At 71.2% G+C, this 17,314-nt stretch carries 16 protein-coding genes; 13 read left to right on the top strand and 3 right to left on the bottom strand.

All coding sequences use genetic code 11. The features are described 5' to 3' along the window. The first annotated feature begins 8 nt into the window (after window positions 1-8). The 6 genes from FSW06_RS13540 to FSW06_RS13515 all read left to right on the top strand — a co-directional run bounded on the left by FSW06_RS13540 (window position 9) and on the right by FSW06_RS13515 (window position 7,080). Window positions 9-878, top strand: coding sequence for a DUF3556 domain-containing protein (locus FSW06_RS13540; RefSeq protein ID WP_010119761.1), 870 nt, complete (start codon window positions 9-11; stop codon window positions 876-878). A 111-nt stretch (window positions 879-989) separates the two neighbouring features. Beyond that, window positions 990-2,321: an ISL3 family transposase gene (locus FSW06_RS13535; RefSeq protein WP_146881352.1), complete on the top strand. Its 1,332-nt coding sequence runs from the start codon at window positions 990-992 to the stop codon at window positions 2,319-2,321. Window positions 2,322-2,377: 56 nt separating this feature from the next. Continuing rightward, on the top strand, window positions 2,378-3,376 hold the full coding sequence (locus FSW06_RS13530; RefSeq protein ID WP_050801956.1) for a DUF3556 domain-containing protein: 999 nt from the start codon (window positions 2,378-2,380) through the stop codon (window positions 3,374-3,376). Window positions 3,377-3,634: 258 nt separating this feature from the next. Further along, window positions 3,635-5,101 carry a phytoene desaturase family protein gene (locus FSW06_RS13525; protein WP_029449228.1) on the top strand — a complete coding sequence of 489 codons (1,467 nt, stop codon included), beginning with the start codon at window positions 3,635-3,637 and terminating at the stop codon, window positions 5,099-5,101. Beyond that, the gene (locus FSW06_RS13520; protein WP_010119770.1) at window positions 5,098-6,360 is read left to right on the top strand and encodes a PucR family transcriptional regulator; all 1,263 of its coding nucleotides are present in this window, start codon (window positions 5,098-5,100) and stop codon (window positions 6,358-6,360) included. The genes FSW06_RS13525 and FSW06_RS13520 overlap by 4 nt, the downstream gene beginning before the upstream one ends. Window positions 6,361-6,384: 24 nt before the next feature. Next, window positions 6,385-7,080 carry a DUF1707 SHOCT-like domain-containing protein gene (locus tag FSW06_RS13515; RefSeq protein ID WP_050801957.1) on the top strand — a complete coding sequence of 232 codons (696 nt, stop codon included), beginning with the start codon at window positions 6,385-6,387 and terminating at the stop codon, window positions 7,078-7,080. Window positions 7,081-7,097: 17 nt separating this feature from the next. Here FSW06_RS13515 and FSW06_RS13510 read toward each other — a convergent pair whose 3' ends face one another. Continuing rightward, a complete protein-coding gene (locus FSW06_RS13510) occupies window positions 7,098-8,300 on the bottom strand; it encodes an amidohydrolase (RefSeq protein ID WP_010119772.1) in 1,203 nt (400 codons plus the stop codon). Window positions 8,301-8,388: 88 nt separating this feature from the next. Between FSW06_RS13510 and FSW06_RS13505 the strand changes: the two genes are divergently transcribed. From FSW06_RS13505 to FSW06_RS13495, 3 genes are read left to right on the top strand one after another with little or no spacing between them, the layout of a single operon-like run. Beyond that, window positions 8,389-9,219, top strand: a complete 831-nt coding sequence (locus FSW06_RS13505) for a purine-nucleoside phosphorylase (protein WP_050801958.1) — start codon at window positions 8,389-8,391, stop codon at window positions 9,217-9,219. 53 nt (window positions 9,220-9,272) lie between these two features. Beyond that, entirely contained in the window at window positions 9,273-10,811 is a 1,539-nt protein-coding gene (locus FSW06_RS13500; RefSeq protein ID WP_238525938.1) for a phospho-sugar mutase, read from the top strand. Beyond that, window positions 10,811-12,475, top strand: coding sequence for a hypothetical protein (locus tag FSW06_RS13495; protein ID WP_010119775.1), 1,665 nt, complete (start codon window positions 10,811-10,813; stop codon window positions 12,473-12,475). Before FSW06_RS13500 ends, FSW06_RS13495 begins: the two co-directional genes overlap by 1 nt. A 30-nt stretch (window positions 12,476-12,505) precedes the next feature. Here FSW06_RS13495 and upp read toward each other — a convergent pair whose 3' ends face one another. Beyond that, the gene (gene upp / locus FSW06_RS13490) at window positions 12,506-13,153 is read right to left on the bottom strand and encodes a uracil phosphoribosyltransferase (RefSeq protein ID WP_010119777.1); all 648 of its coding nucleotides are present in this window, start codon (window positions 13,151-13,153) and stop codon (window positions 12,506-12,508) included. 61 nt (window positions 13,154-13,214) lie between these two features. Here upp and FSW06_RS13485 point away from each other — a divergent pair, with 61 nt between their 5' ends. Genes FSW06_RS13485 through FSW06_RS13470 form a run of 4 tightly spaced genes read left to right on the top strand, consistent with a single transcriptional unit; the run spans window position 13,215 to window position 16,045 of the window. Next, on the top strand, window positions 13,215-13,517 hold the full coding sequence (locus tag FSW06_RS13485) for a hypothetical protein (protein ID WP_010119779.1): 303 nt from the start codon (window positions 13,215-13,217) through the stop codon (window positions 13,515-13,517). A 5-nt stretch (window positions 13,518-13,522) separates the two neighbouring features. Then, entirely contained in the window at window positions 13,523-14,533 is a 1,011-nt protein-coding gene (locus FSW06_RS13480) for a C40 family peptidase (protein ID WP_244946814.1), read from the top strand. Window positions 14,534-14,545: 12 nt separating this feature from the next. Next, complete coding sequence (locus FSW06_RS13475; RefSeq protein ID WP_010119789.1) at window positions 14,546-14,761, top strand: hypothetical protein; 216 nt, start codon at window positions 14,546-14,548, stop codon at window positions 14,759-14,761. A 6-nt stretch (window positions 14,762-14,767) separates the two neighbouring features. Then, window positions 14,768-16,045, top strand: coding sequence for a hypothetical protein (locus tag FSW06_RS13470; RefSeq protein ID WP_010119790.1), 1,278 nt, complete (start codon window positions 14,768-14,770; stop codon window positions 16,043-16,045). Here the strand turns inward: FSW06_RS13470 and FSW06_RS13465 are convergent. Continuing rightward, window positions 16,032-17,294 carry an MFS transporter gene (locus FSW06_RS13465; RefSeq protein ID WP_010119791.1) on the bottom strand — a complete coding sequence of 421 codons (1,263 nt, stop codon included), beginning with the start codon at window positions 17,292-17,294 and terminating at the stop codon, window positions 16,032-16,034. The genes FSW06_RS13470 and FSW06_RS13465 overlap by 14 nt on opposite strands. Window positions 17,295-17,314: the final 20 nt, after the last annotated feature.

The raw sequence follows: 17,314 nt of genomic DNA, 5'->3' as shown, positions 1-17,314 counted from the left end.
ACAAGATCATGGGTTTCACCTCACCCGAACTCCCGCCCGGAGACCTCGACAAGGTCGTCCGCCTGCCGTTCTCCGACCGGATGCGGGTCCTCGACCAGCACTGGGTCGACCACGGTTTCGGCGTCCCGAAGGTACTGTCGCTCTTCTACGTCGCCAAGATGGCCGCCTACGTCGGCTTCGGCATCCTCATCGTCGGACTCACCACCCCGGATCTCGGCGGGTGGGGGAACTTCACCGACTGGTGGACCGAACCGATGGTCTACCTCAAACTGATGGTCTGGACGATCCTCTGCGAGATTCTCGGCCTCTCGGCGTCCTCCGGCCCGCTCTCCTTCAACGTCAAGCCGCTGTTCGGCGGTTTCCACTACTGGCTGCGTCCGGACACGATCCGGCTGCCGCCGTGGGAGAAGATCCCGTTCACCCGCGGTGACCGACGGACCATGTTCGATGTGGTCCTCTACGCCGTCATCCTCGCCAACCTGATCTACCTGCTGGTGGCCCCGGGTGAGCGCTACGACATCGTGCCGGATGCGAAGGCGGGACTGCTGCCCGCCTGGGCGGTCCTCAGCTACATCGTCCTCATCTGCGTCATGGGACTGCGCGACAAGACCGTCTTCCTCGCGGCCCGCTCGGAGCAGTACCCGCTGATCCTGCTGGCCTTCGCCGTCCTCAGCAACTACACCGACATGATCCTCGCCGCGAAGATCGTCATCGTCGTCGTCTGGTGCGGCGCGGCCTTCTCCAAGATCGGCCACCACTTCTCCCCCACCGTGTGCGCCATGATCGCCAACGCCCCCTGGGTGCCGGGCACCTGGATCAAGCGCAAACTGTACAAGAATTACCGGCTCTTCCGGATGAAGAGTGCGTATCAGATGTGAAGCAGGCTGAATGGGTCACCACAACATGTAGGGGCTGGGGCCGGAAATGCAGAAGGATCCTGCAGTGACAGGATGAAGGTGTCTAATCACCATCCAGCCGCTCCAGGATCCATGTCTCACCCTACCGTCACGCCTTCTGCTGTCCCGAACCTCGTCGCTGACACGATCTGCCGCACCGCCGAGTTGGGCCTGTCCATCGACAATGCCGCCGACGCCGAAAACGTCACCCACCTGTTCTGCCACCCGGTGACCGTCGATTCCAACTGCCCGGGCTGCGGGCATGCCTGCCGGGTCCGTGACCATGTCGAACGCCGGCTCACGGACCTGCCTATCGTCGGCCACCCCAGCCTCCTGCACGTCCGTGTACCCCGACTGGCCTGCGGCAACGACGACTGTGAGGTCACGATCTTCCGGGCGTCGATCCCACAGGCGGCCGACGATCGACAGTCCGTAACCTGCCGAGTGACCCGCTGGATCCTCCAGCGCATGGCGACCGACGGGATGAGCGTGACCGCCTGTGCCCGGGCGTTGGGTATCGGCTGGGACAAGGTCAACCAACTGGCCCTGTCGGCCTGCCGGCAGTTGTCCTATCAGGATCCGTCCCGGTTGGACCGGGTCCGGGTCCTCGGCGTCGACGAGCACAAGTGGAAGCACGTCCGTGGTGACGGGTCACCGGGGTTCGTCACCGTGATCGTGGACCTGACCCCACTGGTCGACGGGGTGGGCTCGGCCCGACTGCTCGATATGGTGCCCGGCCGCAGTGCCGACGCGTTCGGCGACTGGCTCGACGCCCGCGGCAGCACGTTCCGCCACAGGATCCGGGTGGTGACCATGGACGGATTCACCGGCTACGCGAAAGCCGCGACCCAGCATCTGAGCCAGGCCCGGCAGGTCATGGACCCGTTCCATGTCGTCCATCTGGCCATCGACAAGCTCACCGCATGTCGGCAAAGGGTCCAGAATGAGACGACAGGACACCGAGGGCGGTCCGGGGATCCGTTGTACGGGATCCGGCGCATCCTGCTGACCCGCAAGTCACTGGTGACCCCGGCCAACGCGGTGAAACTTGATGACGTGCTCACCGCCGAGGCGCACCTGCCGGTGCAGGTGACGTGGTATTTCTACCAGGAGATTCTTGCCGCCTATCAGGCTGACCGGCCACGCGACGGGAAGCTGCGGATGTTCAAGGTGATCAAGGCTCTGCACGTGAAGATCCCCAATGACTTGCGGGAACTGCGGGTGCTGGGTCAGACCCTGTGGCGGCGGCAGGCTGACATCCTCGCGTACTTCGACACCGGTGCGTCCAACGGTCCGGTCGAGAACATCAACGGCAAGCTGGGACACCTGCGCGGTATCGCCCTGGGATTCCGGAACAAGGCCAACTACATCTTGCGGTCACTGATCCACTCGGGCGGACTCCGGGGCGCAATCAACGCACTCTGAAACCGGAAGAGCCGAATTACCCCGATGACCTGCGGCCCTCCGGGTTCACCCATTTCATGGCCCATGTCCCCGGCACGCTCCTCGAGGGCGGGGCCCCGCTGATCCTGCTGTTCTCCACGAACCGGGTCCTCACCTTCATCGCCGTGCTCGGCATGCTCGCCCTCCACGCGTTCATCATCTCCACCATCCCTCTGGCGGTGCCGCTGGAGTGGAACATCTTCTTCATGTTCTTCGCGGTCTTCCTGTTCTGGGGTCACGACGCCGGCGCCGGATTCGGGGTCACCGACTTCAGCAGCCCGTGGATCGCCGTCGCCGTCGTCGCCGCGGTGCTCATCTGGCCGATTATCGGGAACATCCGGCCCGACCTGATCTCCTTCCTCGTCTCCTACCGGCAGTACTCCGGCAACTGGGCCGCCACCGTCTGGGCCTGGAAGGACGCCGCCGCCGAGAAGAAGCTGGACGAGTGCATCGCCCGCGGTGGTGACCAGCACGCCAGCCAGATCATCGACGTCTACGGTGAGGACCTCGGTGAACTGTTCACCCAGAAGGCCAACGCGTGGCGGTCGATGCACAGCGCCGGACGCTCCCTGCACACCCTGCTCGCCAAGTACGTCGACATGGACACCTACCGGATCCGGGAGGGCGAGACCGTGGTCTCCGGCCTCATCGGCTGGAACTTCGGTGACGGTCATCTCCACGACGAGCAGCTGGTCGCGGCTGTGCAGGACCGCTGCCACTACGCCCCCGGTGACCTGGTGGTGGTGTACACCGAGTCGCAGCCCATCCACCGCGACTACATCGAGTACCGGGTCATCGACGCCGCTCTCGGAGTCGTCGAGCGCGGCCGGTACGTGGTGACCGACGCGACCGAGGCCTGCCCCTGGCTGGCCGACGGCCCCATCGACCACACCGTGACCTGGCAGCTGCCCGGCTACACCTTCCCCGGACGCCGGCACGCCGCTGACACCAGCACGGACACCGCCGGTACCGCCGGTGCCGCCGGTGCCTCAGCCGAGCCCGCTGCCGAGCCCGCTGGCGCGGACGAACCGGTGTAGGTGTCCGTCGCCCCACCTGTGGCGTGCCCCTGAGCCCGCCACTGACCCCGCCACTGACCCCGACACTGACCCACCTCTGACCCCGATGCCCGCGGAACGAACCGACAGGTCGATTTTCCGGTCCCCGAAAGGCACCTCGGTTCGTGAACCTCACATCCGCTGGCGGCGGCTGTCCCCCGTCCCGACCCTCTGTCCCGCCCGGCACCCGTTTCGCCGGGCGGGGCACCCCGGCGTCCAGAAAGTGACACACTACCCATCATGAGCACAGCAACTGTCGTCGGCAGCGGCCCCAACGGACTCGCCGCCGCAGTGACCCTCGCCCGCGCGGGACTGGAGGTCACCGTCCTGGAAGCGGCCGACGAGATCGGCGGCGGCACCCGGTCCGGAGAGGTCACCCTGCCGGGACTGGTCCACGACCACTGCTCCGCCATCCACCCGCTGGCCGTCGCCACCGCGTTCTCCCACTCGGTCGATCTCGGCGCACACGGCCTGTCCTGGGCCTGGCCGGAAGTGCAGTACTCCCATCCGCTCGACGGCCCGGCCACCGACAGAGCCGACGGGCCGGGCGGAGCCGTCTACCGCAGCGTCGACCGCACCGCGGCGTCCCTCGGGAAGGACGCCGCCACCTGGCGCACCGTGTTCGGCCCGCTGTCGCGGAACTTCGCCGACGTCACCGAGGATTTCCTCCGACCGATGGTCCACGTCCCCACCCATCCGCTGAAACTCGCCCATTTCGGAGCGTTCGCCGGACTGCCGGCCGCCGTCACCGCCCGACTGTGGCGCACCCCGCAGGCGCGGGCCCTGTTCGGCGGGGTGGCCGCCCACGCCTTCCGGCCCTTCCACACCCTCGGGTCCTCGGCGATCGGTACCGCGCTGGGCACCGCCGCACACACCTTCGGCTGGCCCGCGGCCGTCGGCGGTTCCGCGGCGATCGCACGGGCAATGGCGGACACCCTGGAATCCCTCGGTGGCCGGATCGAGACCGGCGTCCGGGTACGGTCGCTGGCCGACGTGCCGGACGCCCGGATCGTCATGCTCGACACGTCACCGCGCGCCGCCGTGGAGATCGCCGGACCGGCGATGCCCGCAGCGGTCTCCCGCGCCCTGTCCCGCTACCGGCACGGCCCCGGTGCCTTCGCCGTACACTTCGCCGTCGAGGGCGGGATCCCCTGGACCCACCGGCCCTCCCGGCAGGCCGGCACCGTGCACGTCGGCGGCACCTTCGGCGAAATATCCGCCGCGGAACGCCAGGTCAACCGGGGTGGGATGCCGGACCGGCCCTTCGTCCTCGTCACCCAGCAGTCGGTGGCCGACCCCTCCCGCGCCGTCGACGGCGTCCACCCGGTGGACACCTACGCCCACGTCCCCGCCGGATTCCGCGGGGACGCCACCGCGGCGGTCATCGCCCAGATCGAACGGTTCGCCCCCGGCTTCCGGGACCGGATCGTGGCACAGACCTCGTGGGATGTCGCCCACATCGAGAACGCGGACCCCAACTTCGTCGGCGGGGACATCGTCACCGGCGCGAATTCACTGCGTCAGCTGCTGTTCCGGCCGAGGATCGCCCTCGACCCCTACCGCACCGGCGGCAGTGCCACCGGCGGTGACAGCGGCCGGGGCATCTACCTGTGTTCGGCGGCGACCCCACCGGGCGCCGGGGCGCACGGCATGTGCGGCTGGAACGCCGCCGGCTCCGCGCTGCGGGACCTGGGACTGACCGCATGACCGGGACCGATCCCGTCCCGGCCGCCTTCGTGCACATCGGCGAGGAGGTCCACCGGCGGTTTCCGGAGGTGGCCCGGGCGATGACCGACCTCATCATCGAGAAGGAACCGCCCCTGGGCGGGGCCGACATCCACGACATCCTCGTGTCCAGCGTCGAGGGGAATCTCGAGACCATCAGCCAGCTGCTGCGCAACGGTATCCCGGTCGACGAGGCCCGCCCCAGCAGCGCGGCGATCCGGTACGCCCACCGGCTGGCGGAACGGGGCATCCCCGCCGACCAGCTCCGCCGCGCCTACCACCTCGGGTCGGAGGGCGGCCGACGGGAGATCTTCGGCATCATCCGCGACATGGACTGTCCGTCCCGGGACAAGCTGGAGATCCTGCACCACATGGACGGGTTCCTCCACAGCTACATCGACTGGATGAGCGGGGAGATCCTCACCGCCTACGAGACGGAGTCCCGCCGGATCCGGGACTACAGTGCCTCCGCCACCGCGTCCCTGATCCGGGAGGTCCTCGCCGGGGCGGAGGTCACCGACCGGGCCTTCGAGCACACGGCACAGTACCGCCTGGACCAGCGGCACCGCGCCGCGGTGCTGTGGATCGACCGGGCCAATCCGGCGGTGGACTACACCACGCAGCTTGCCGAACAGGTGCGGCGGATAGCGCGCGGCGCGGGGTTCGCGGGCCCCACACTGTTCACCGCGGTGGACCGGGGCACGGCCTGGGTGTGGTTCAGTGTCCGGGACGATGACCCGGTGGCCGGGGCGTCCGGGCTCCTGGCCGGGTTGCCGGCCGCGCGGATCGCCTTCGGCGCGCCGGCGTCCGGCCGTGAGGGGTTCCGACGGTCGCACCGGCAGGCGCTCGCCGCGGAGCGGGTGGCCCGCACCGCGGTCGTCGAGGATCCGGTGCCGCTGAGCTACGACGGTCCGGGGGTCGCCCTGGCGTCCCTGCTCACCTCGGACATGCCGGAGATCCGGCGGTGGGTGGCCGAGGAGCTCGGCGGGCTGGCGGAGCAGACCCCGACAGCGGCGCGGCTGCGGGAGACCTGCTCCCGGTTCCTGGAGACCGGCAGCAGCTACACCCGCACCGGTGAGGCGATGACGCTGCACCGCAACACGGTGAAGTACCGGATCGGCCAGGCACAGGAGCTGCTGCCGGAACGGCCGCAGCGGACCGCCGCGGAACTGTCCCTGGCGCTGCGGCTGTGCGCGTTGCTGGGGTCGGCGGTCCTCATCGCGGCCCCCGGGGGCAGGTGACTCCCCGGGGTATACTGGGACGGTATGACTACTCCCCCTGCCGGTCCACACGGTTCCACCGGCCCTGCCGACCCTGCCGACGGTGGCGGGGACCGGCTGCGTGTCGGGGACACCGAACGGGGGTCGGCCATGTCGCTGCTGGGGGTGCACTTCGCCGACGGGCGGCTCACGGTCTCCGAGTACGACGACCGGGCCCGCCGGGCCGCGGCCGCCACGACCCGCGGGGAGCTGGACGCCCTGTTCACCGACCTCCCGGTGCTGCCTGACCAGCAGGGTGCCGCCGGACCGTACGGCTCCGACATGGCCGTCTACTCTGCCGGGGAGCTCGCCGAGCAGCACAACCGTGGGGCCCGACCGCGGGCCGCGGTCATGGCGCTGACGGTGATCGGCACGTGGGTGGCGTCCATCGTCGTGGGCAACGGGCTGCCGCTGTTCATCATTCCGGCGGTGGCGGTGCTGCTGTACGTGCTGAAGATCGGCCCGCGGTCCTGGCACACGCCCTCGCCGGCTGCGCTGGAGCGGGCCCGGGTGAAGCGGATCCGGCAGGAGCAGCGCCTGCAGCTGGAGCAGAAGAAGGCCGAGCGGCGGATCAGGCAGACGGAGTTGACGACCGACGCGATGGACGCCGCACAGCGCCTGCTGGGGCGTACCACCGCCACCGGATCGGACGCCGTGAAGAAGGCCCGGGACCGGCTGCGGGACCAGCGGCGCCGCCGGTAGCTGACGGGACCGGCCGGCTACCGGACCTGACGGAACTCGTCGATGACCCCGGCGAACAGCCGGACCCCGACCGCGATGCAGTTCTCGTCGAAGATGATGTCGGCCTGGTGCAGGTCCGCCTTCTCGCCCTGCCCGTTCCACGCCCCGAGCCGGGCCATGGCCCCCGGCACGTGCTCCAGGTACCAGCTGAAGTCCTCGCCGCCGCTGGACTGCGGCGCCTCCTGCAGGGCATGCGGGTCGACGTCCTTGACGGCCTGCGCCATCAGCGCGGTGCAGGCGTCGTCGTTGGTCACCGGCGGGACGCCCTTGTCGTGCCGGATCTCGGCGGTCGCCCCGGTCGGGGCGAGGATCTGCTCCACCAGTTCGGGGAACAGCGCCTCCAGTTCCCGCCACACCGTCGGACTGCCGGTCCGCAGCGTGCCGAGCAGTGAGGCCTCCTGCGGGATCGCGTTGAAGGCCGCCCCACCACTGACCGCCCCGAACGTCAGGACGGTCCCGGTCCGCGGGTCGACCCGTCGGGACAGCAGTCCGGGCAGCTGGGTGATGAGCAGTCCGACGGCGTAGATGACGTCGGCGGTCAGGTGCGGCCGCGAGGTGTGCCCGCCCGGGCCCTTCACGGTCACCTCGACGATGTCGGTGGCCGAGGTGATCGCCCCGGTCTTCACCCCGACCTGTCCGGCACGCAGTTTCGGTTCGGCGTGCACGGCGAAGATGTGGCTCACCCCGGCCAGCGCCCCGGCGCGGATGACGTCGGGGGCACCGCCGTCGACGACTTCCTCGGCCGGCTGGAAAATGCAGCGGACCCGCTGGTCCAGGCCGTAGGTCCGGTCGTAGTCGGCGAGCGCGCAGGCGAGGGCGAGGAGCACGGTGGTGTGGATGTCGTGGCCGCAGGCGTGCATCACCCCCGGGTTCTCCGAGGCGAAGTCGAGGCCGGTGACCTCGGTGACCGGCAGCGCGTCGATGTCACCGCGGAAGGCGATCGCCGGGGCGTCCGCCAGGTCACCGCGGCCGCCGATGTCGACCATGCAGCCGGTGCCGGGGAACCGGTGCGGTTCCAGCCCGGCCTCGGTCAGCTTCCCGACGATGAAGTCGGTGGTGGCGAATTCCTTGTGGGACAGTTCCGGGTGCGCGTGGAGGTGACGCCGCCAGCTGATCACCGGGTCCCTGTTGTCGGCGATCCAGTCGGTGACGGACGCGGCGACGGTGACGGCGGTGCTCACGGGTGTGGCGCTCCTTGTAGAGGTGATGGTCCGGGGGTTTCCCGACCATCCTAGCCGTACTGTCCGGTGGCGCCCTTATGCTGGTGCCATGGCTGACTTGTCACAGGCTGAATCTGCAGAGACCCCGCCGGCGGTGCTGGCGGAGCAGGCGGCGTCCGCACTGGCGCAACGCACCGGTCGGGACGCCCACGATGTCGCGGTGGTGCTCGGCTCGGGGTGGCGTCCCGCCGCCGACGTGCTGTGTGAGGGACGCGAGGTGACCGAGTTCCCGATGGCCGACCTCCCCGGTTTCCTCCCGCCCACCGCCGAGGGCCACGGCGGGACGGTGCGCAGCCTCGAGCTCGCCGGGCGCCGCGTCCTGGTGCTGCTGGGGCGCACCCACGGCTACGAGGGGCACCCGCTGTGGCGCACCGTCCACGCGGTGCGCACCGCCGCGGCCGCCGGGGCGGGCACGGTCGTGCTGACCAACGCCGCCGGCGGACTGACCGAGGGGATGAGTGTCGGCGAGCCGGTGCTCATCAGTGACCACCTCAACATGACGATGCGGTCCCCGCTGGTCGGCGCGGACTTCGTGAATATGGTGGACGCCTACTCGCCGCGGCTGCGCGAGCTGGTCGCCGGACTGCGCCCCGGGATCCGGGAGGCGGTCTACGCGATGATGCCCGGGCCGCAGTACGAGACTCCCGCGGAGATCGCCATGCTCGGCACCCTCGGTGCCGGGCTGGTGGGGATGTCGACGGTGTACGAGACGATCGCCGCGCGCGCCGCCGGGATGGAGGTCCTCGGGATCTCCCTGGTGACGAACCTGGCCGCCGGGGTGACCGGCGAACCGCTGGACCATGAGGAGGTGCTCGCCGCCGGGAAGGCCTCGGCCGGTGAGATGGGCACGCTGCTGCGGGAGCTGGTGGGTGCACTGTGATCGCCTTCGGTACCGCCGGTCTGCGTGCCCCCGTCGGCCCCGGGGAGGACCACATGAATGTCCCGACCGTCACCCGCACGTCCGCGGGTGTGGCGGCCTGGCTGTCCCGGCAGGAATCCTGCGGGGACAGTCCCGCTGTCGCGGTCGGCTACGACTCCCGCTACGGTTCCCACTCGATGGCCCGGGCGGCCGCCGAGACGTTTGCGGGGGCAGGGTGCCGCGTCACGCTCATCGCACGGCCGGCCCCGACCCCCACCTTGGCGTGGCTGGTGCGCGACCGTGGTTTCGACGCGGGCGTCCAGATCACCGCGAGCCACAATCCGAAGGGCGACAACGGCTACAAGCTCTACCTCGCGGGCGGGTCCCAGCTGGTCAGCCCGGCTGACCGGGAGATCGAGGAGCTCATCGCCGCCCAGCCGGCGGCGCCGCAGATCCACCGCAGCACCGACGTGCACCTCGACCTCGGCGCCTACGACGGCTATGTCGGCGCGGTGGCGGGCCTGGTGACCAGCGGCGACGGGCATGTCCTGGCCGCACGCCGCGCCCTGCGCGTCCTCTACACGCCGCTGCACGGGGTGGGCGGCACCGCGCTGGAGCAGGCGCTGCGGGAGGCGGGGTTCCAGGAGCCCGCCGTCGTCGCCGCCCAGCGGTGGCCGGACCCGGAGTTCCCCACCGTGGAGTTCCCCAACCCGGAGGAGCCGGGGACCTGTGACCTGCTGCTGGAGCAGGCGGCCGGGGCTGCCCCGGAGGACCGTCCGGATCTGCTCATCGCCCTGGATCCGGACGCCGACCGGTGCATGGTCGGCGTCCCGGACCCGGCCGCGCCCCACGGCTACCGGATGCTGCGCGGCGACCAGACCGGTCCGCTGCTGGCCCGCCGGGTCGTCGGACAGGCGGTGGCGACCGCCGCCGACGGTGCGCCGGCACCGGTGGTGGCGACGACGGTCGTGTCCTCGTCACTGCTGGGCCGGATCGCCGCGGCCGAGGGCTGGGACTACCGGGAGACCCTCACCGGTTTCAAGAATCTGGCCCGCGCCGCCGACGACGCCCCCGGTGAGCTGGCCTTCGCCTATGAGGAGGCGATCGGCACCTGTCCCGCCCCGCAGGTCGTGGCGGACAAGGACGGCATCGCCACCGCGCTGGTGACCGCTGCCTGGGCCGCCGAGCTCAAGGCGCAGGGCCGGACCCTGCGCGACGAGCTCGCCGACCTCGACGAGACCTACGGGGTGGTACGGACCGCCCAGGTCGCGGTGCGTTTCCCGACGTCGGAGGCGGCGTCCGCCCTCGTCGCGCAGTGGGCGCGGCAGGCACCGGCCGACCTGTTCGGCGGGGCGACGCCCGAGGTCAGCGCACTCGACGGCACCGGCGCTGGCGGTACTGACGCTGCTGACGCTGCCGATCTCACCGGTGGTTTCCGGCTGCGGTGGACCGTCGGCGACCTGGCCCACCGTGTCGTGGTCCGGCCCTCCGGCACCGAGCCGAAGGCCAAGTTCTACCTCCAGGTCGCCGGAGCGGCCGGCGGTGCCACCGCCGCGGCGGTGGAGAGCGCACTCTCGGAGCTCACCGACACCGTGCGGAGGCTCACCGCCTGATGCGACGCCTGCCCTGGATCCCGTGGCTCCCGGTGGTCCTCACCACCGTGGCCGCCGTGGTGATCCTCGTGCTCGACCCGCCGATGCGCGACCTGCAGGCCGCGCTGGCGCGGGAGTCCGCCAACCGGTCCGGGGTGGGCGTGAGCTACTGGTTCAGCTGGTTCGGTGGTGTGGCGCCGGGCAGCTACTCGCTGCTCGTCCCGCCGCTGACCTCCGCCGTCGGTTCCCTGCCGCTGCTGTGCCTGGCCACGGTCCTCGTCGCCGCGCTGTCCTACCCGGTCTCCCGCACCGCCGCCCACCCGACCCTGATGATGTGGGCGGTGTCGCTGGCGGCGGTGCTCAACATGTTCTCGGGCCGGGTCACCTTCGCGGTCGGCGCGGCGGTCGCGATGGTCGGGTTGTGGGTGTTCCAGCGGGGACGCCCCGTCGTCGGCGCGGTCCTGCTGGTCGTCGCCGGGCTGGCCAGCGCCCTGGTCCCCGCCTTCGCCGGGATCATCGCCCTGCCGTTCCTGTTCTTCCGCAGCTACCGTTCCCCGGCCCTGTGGTGGGCCCTGGCGGGTGCGGCACTGGGGGTGCTGGCCCCCTCGTTCCTGTTCGGGGCGCCCGGGGTGCAGCCGTACGTGTGGACCACGCTGGCCTGGTCGCTGGTCATCGGCGTCGGCGCGACCGTGGCCCTGTGGCGTCCGGCGCACACCCGCGTCCTGCCCGCCCGGTGGATCGCCCCGGTTGCCATGGCCGCCGCGGTGGTGCTGTTCATCATCCCCACCGGGGTCGGCGCCAATCTCAGCCGGTTCTTCTACCTCGTGCTGCCGTGCGTGGTGCTGTTCTGGTCGTTGCGTTCGCCGAAGGTGCTGGCACTGCTGCTGTCCCCCGCGCTCGTCTACGCCCTGTTCGTCGCACTCTACGACCAGGTGACCGTCGCCGACACCGACGAGGAGTTCCGCTACACTCCGCTCACCGAACAGCTCGACACGCTCGTCGACGAGGGCCGGATCGACAACCACCGGGTGGAACTCGTCGATACCGGCACCCATGCCGGCAGTCACCTGCTCACCGAGTCCGTGCCGCTGGCGCGCGGCTGGGAGAACCAGTCCGACATGCGCTACAACCCGGTGTTCTACGAGCGGGACTCCCTGGACGCCACGTCCTACGGAACCTGGTTGGCCGACAACGCCGTGGCCTACGTCGCCGTCGCCGCCGACCCGATCCGGCAGCAGCAGGACGAGGCTGACCTGGTCGGCGCCGGGCTGCCCTACCTCACCCCACGGTGGTCGAACCCCGACTGGACGCTCTACGAGGTCACCGATCCGACGACGATCGTGCCCGCCCCGTTGCAGCTGGTGACCAGTTCCCCCGCCGAGATGGTCGTCGACGTCCCGCAGGACGCCGTCGACCGGCCCCACCAGATCCGTATCCGCCCCAACCGGTACCTCACCGCCGTCCGGGACGACGGGCAGGCGACCCCCACCGCAACCACCGGTGCCACCGGCCCCACCGGTGCTGCCATGTCCACCAGCCCCACGGAGCCGTCGGCGGCCTGCATCGCCGGCGGTGAGGACACGGACTGGACGACGATGACCTTCCCGGAAGCCGGCCGGTACACGCTCACCGGCCAGTTCTCGGTCTCCGCACTCTTCGACCCCCCGGTCGACGCCTGCCCCTGAGACCCGGGCAGGGCCGTGGACGGTCGCCGGCTACATGTCGTCGAGGTCGATGTTCCGCGGCCCGTAGAGCCGGTCGCCGGCGTCGCCGAGGCCCGGGACGATGTAGGCGTCCTCGTTGAGCGACGGGTCGATCGTCGCGGTGAACAGGGTGCCGACCGGCAGCCCGGAATTCCGGACCGCCTCGACCCCCGGCACCGCGGAGACCATGCAGACCACGGTGATGTCGGTGGCGCCCCGGCCGGCCAGCAGGCGCAGCGCGTGGAGCAGTGATCCGCCGGTGGCGAGCATCGGGTCGACGAGGAAGACGGTGCGTCCGGTGAGGTCCTCGGGCAGGGCCTCCAGGTACGGGACCGGTTCGTGGGTCTGCTCGTCACGGGCCATACCGATGAAGCCGACCTGCGCGTCCGGGATCATCGACAGGGCCGGATCCACCATGCCGAGGCCGGCGCGGATGATCGGCACGATGATCGGCGGGTCCTGCAGCCGCTGTCCGTCGGCGACGGCGACCGGGGTCTGCACGTCGAACGTCTCGACCGGAAGCGTCCGGGACGCCTCGTAGATCAGCATCATCCCCAGGTCGGCGAGTGCCGCGCGGAACGCGGCGTTGTCGGTCCGGGCGTCCCGCATGATCGTCAGCCGTGAGGCGACGAGCGGATGGTGTACCTCGACAATCTCCATACCCTCCAAAATACTTCCCCGCCCGGGGAACCACAGCACTCCCCCGGGCGTCTATCCCGGTATGGAGACCACTGACACACTCATCACCCATCCTGACCGGCTCGTCGCCGCAGCCGGAACCGCCGACGAGATCGCCGCCCGACTGTCCGTCCGACCGGAGGCTGCCGCGGCCGTCCTCCCGCCGGTCGTCCCGGCGGCCGGCCGGTTCTGTGCCGCCCTCACCGGCGCCCGGCACCGCCAGTCGGAGGCGGTGGACCGGTTCGCCGGTTTCTACCGCCGGTCGGCGACCGCCCTCACCGGCCTGGCCGGGACCGTCACCGACCACGAGGCCACCACCGCGGCCGGGTTCCACGGGATCCGGTGAGCTTGATGACCGCCGTGATCGACATTCCCTCGCTCGTCGCGCCGCTGTCGCGGATGGTCCCCGGCCCGGCCGTCGCCGGGGACGGCCCGCTGGTGGATCTGGCCGCCGGGGATCTCCCGGCGCTCGTCGACGGTCTGCCCGCCGCGGCGGAGGCCGCCGTCACCGGGGCCGCGGGCACCGCCGTCACCCGGACCCTCACCGATGCGGGACGCCGCGCCGTGGCGGTGCTGGACCTCTCCGACGACCTCGAGAGACTGGCGGATGAGGCCGTCGCCGCCGTGGGTCGTGCGGCCGGGGACATCACCGTCATCGCCGGGCAGTGCGTCCGGCAGCTCGTCGCCCTGGTCGTCGGCGCCCCGCTCTCCCCGGCCACCGCGGTGGCCGCCGGTGCCGTCGCCGCGGAACACCGTGCGCGGGCCGAGGCACGTCTCACCGCCCTGGGCGGGGAGCTGGAGGACCTGACCGCCCGGGTCGGTGTGGTGGACGCGCAGTTGCCGGAGCCCCCGGCCGGCCCCGGAACCGGCCCCGGAACTGACCCCGGTCCCGGCGCCGTCGCGCCGCCGGGCGCCCCACCCGGCGCCCCACCCGTCGCCCCGGCTCCGGAGCCGCCCGCGGCATCTGAGGAGGGGGTGCCGGCGGGGACGGCGGGGGACGTCCCGGGGGCTCCGACACCGCAGGCCGGTGCCGCGGTCGAGGCGGCACAGTCCGCGCTCGGTACCCCCTATGTCTGGGGCGGTACCACCCCAGGGGCCGGGATGGACTGCAGCGGACTGACGCAGTGGGCCTATGCCCAGGCCGGGGTCGACATCCCCCGCACCGCGGACGCCCAGGCGGTCGGTCCACAGGTGCCGGCGGACCAGCTGGCGCCGGGCGATCTGGCGGTGTGGGACGGGCACGTCGCGATGATCACCGGTGACGGGATGATGATCGAGGCCGGCGACCCGGTGCAACAGTCCCCGGTCCGCACCGAGAACATCGGTATGGGCTTCCTCGGCTTCTACCGGCCGACCGGATAGGGGCGCGGATCCATGCCGTCACGACCGCCACTGCCCGCGTCGCCCCCGCAGCCTGCGGCCCCGGACCAGGGACTGGCCCGCATCACCACCGCCCCGGCGCCCGCCGACTACAACCTCCGTCAGTTCCTCGGGGATCCGCCGCCGACCGTGCCACCGGTGCTCACCCGGGCACTGTTCGACGACCGGGGCGGTGTTCACCCCACAGCACAGCCGGGACAGGTAGACTGACCGGCCATGGCAGACAACGGAATCGTCGCACTCGAGATTGAATCCACCGCAGGCAGCTACGTCACCCTCTGGGCACCCGGCTGGGTGGCCGGGGGCGAACAGTGGCAGGCGTTCCTCGGCGACGATTCCGGTGTCTTCGGCTTCCCCTCCTCCGCGGCACTGCTGGCCTGGCTCCGGGACAACGGCCGCGGCGCCCACGACCTCAGCGACCACCCCCGTTGGTCGGCCTTCCTCGAGCACGCCGAGCGGAAGGTGACCCCGCGGGCCTCCGGGGAGATCAGCTTCATCGACCTGCCCGACAAGTTGGCGGGCCGGCCCTCCTTCGAGAACACCAAGGCCGTCGCCGCCGCCTTCGACGTGCTGCGCTCCCTCGGCGCGGTGTGCGGTATCGACAAGGTCAACCGCTGGTTCCGCTCCTACTCGGTGCTGGCGAACGTCGCCCGGGGCGCCGACCACTACTCCGGCGACAACGGGCTGAGCGAATGGTCCTCGGTCGGCCACGCCGTCCTCGGGAACTGGCCGGAGCTGCTGGATGCCGTCGATGAACAGTTCGTGACCCCCGAGGTGCCGGAGGACGCCGTCACCCGGGCGCAGAGCGACATCGAGGACGCCGAGAAGGCGAAGAAGGAGGCCGCCGAGAAGGCCGCCACGGCCGCCGCCGAGGACCGGGCCCAGGCTGACGAGGCTGAGAAGGCTGCCGGCGCCACCGACACCACCGACGCCGACCCCTACGACTCGAGCGCATGGGCGGCCGCCGGCATCGACCCGGTGCGCATCACCGTCGACGGGTCCACCGTCTACACCCTGCGCTGCTACGTCGGGGACCGTCAGCCGGTGTTCCTCGGCACCAACGGCGAGATCCACACGTTCCCCTCGGCACGGTCCCTGGTGCGCTGGATGATCGACGCGAAGGACCACGACCTCGCCCAGTTCGGGACGTGGGACGACCTGGTCTCGCTCGCCAACGCCGGAGAGCTGGAGGTCGAGGTCCACCCGTCGAACGTCTACGGGTTCACCGGTCTGCGCGAGGACATCGCCAAGGGTGTCGACGCCGTCGACACCGACCAGCTGGGACGTGCCTACGAACTGCTCGCGGACGCCGCCGACTGGGCCAAGGACGACGGGGTGAACCAGGTGCTGCTGGCCTACCCGCGGCTGCAGGACTACATCGCCTACATGCTCGGCTCGCCGTCGGCCGCCACCCCGACCGCCCCGTTCGACGAGGAGGCCAACGGCTGGACTGAGCTGGAGAACAACCTCACCAGGCGGTTCACGAAGTTCTGACCGTCCCGGCGGTCCGGAGCACCACCGCCACCGCGATGAGCGCGGCGGCGAGCACGCTGACGAGGGTCAACGGCACCACCCAGCCGCCACTGCTCTCGTGCAGCTGACCGGTGAGCACCGGGCCCACGGCGGACAGTGTGTAGGCCCAGCCCTGCACCAGGGTGGAGGTCCGGCGGTTGTCGTCGGCGTCCCGCGACCGCGAGACGATGAGGGTGAAGACGACGGTGAACACCCCGCCCTGGGCGATGCCGCCGGAGACGCACCACACCGGCCAGAGGGCGGGGGCGGTGAGCATCCCCACCGCGGTGACGGTCCACAGCACCGCCAGCAGGACCAGCAGTGTCTCCTGCCGCATCAGGCGGGCCACCACCGGGGAACCGAAGGCGCCGAGCAGCGCGAGGATCTGGAAGGTCGAGGCCGCGGCACCGGCTGATTCCGCGCCCATGCCGAGGCGGTCCGCCATGATCGATGGCAGCCAGGTCGTCAGCGCGTAGTAGATGAACAGGTGCAGGGCAAGCACCCCGGCGAGCAACCACACGTAAGGACGCCGCGACGGCGTCCGGCCGACCGTGGTGCACTGCCCCTCCGTCGGCTGCGCCGCGGCGTCCGGAATCCGCTCCGGAATCTTCCCCGGGACCGCCGGGGCCGTCACCGCGACGACCCGCGAGCGCCACGACGAGACCGCCCACCACAGCAGTGCGGCGGTCAGTGCGAGCGCCGCCCAGGAGCCGGCCGCCCCGCGCCACCCCCACAGTCCCGCCAGCGGCGCGGTCAGTGCCGAGGTCAGCATGGTGCCGACGTTGAGCGACGCGGTGTACGCCCCGTTCACCGCCCCGAGGTGCGCGGCGAAGTCCCGGCCGATGACCAGCAGGGCGACGGTGTTGCCGACGGTCAGGAACACCCCGGTGACGACCATGCCGACGAACAGTCCCGGTACACCCCCGACGGAGCGGATGACGATCCCCGCGGCGGCGCCGAGGAGGGTGACGACCACCGCCCGGTCGATGCCGGTGCGGCGGATGAGCAGCGACGCCGGCCAGGCCAGCAGCCCGAAGCACAGGACGGGCACCGAGGTCAGCATGCCGGCCCCGCCGTCGCTCAAGCCGGTGTCCTCCCGGATCCGGTCGATGACCGGCGGCAGGGTGGTCAGCGGGCTGCGGAGGTTGAGGGCCAGGAGCACCAGGCCGAGGAACAGTGCCCCGGCCAGTACCCCCGGCAGCGGCGGGCGGGACAGATGAGGGGTGGACACTGTCCTTACCGTACTCACCG

It is taken from the genome of Corynebacterium nuruki S6-4, from assembly GCF_007970465.1.
Classification (GTDB): Bacteria; Actinomycetota; Actinomycetes; order Mycobacteriales; family Mycobacteriaceae; genus Corynebacterium; species Corynebacterium nuruki.
This window is presented reverse-complemented; position numbering and strand designations above follow the sequence as displayed.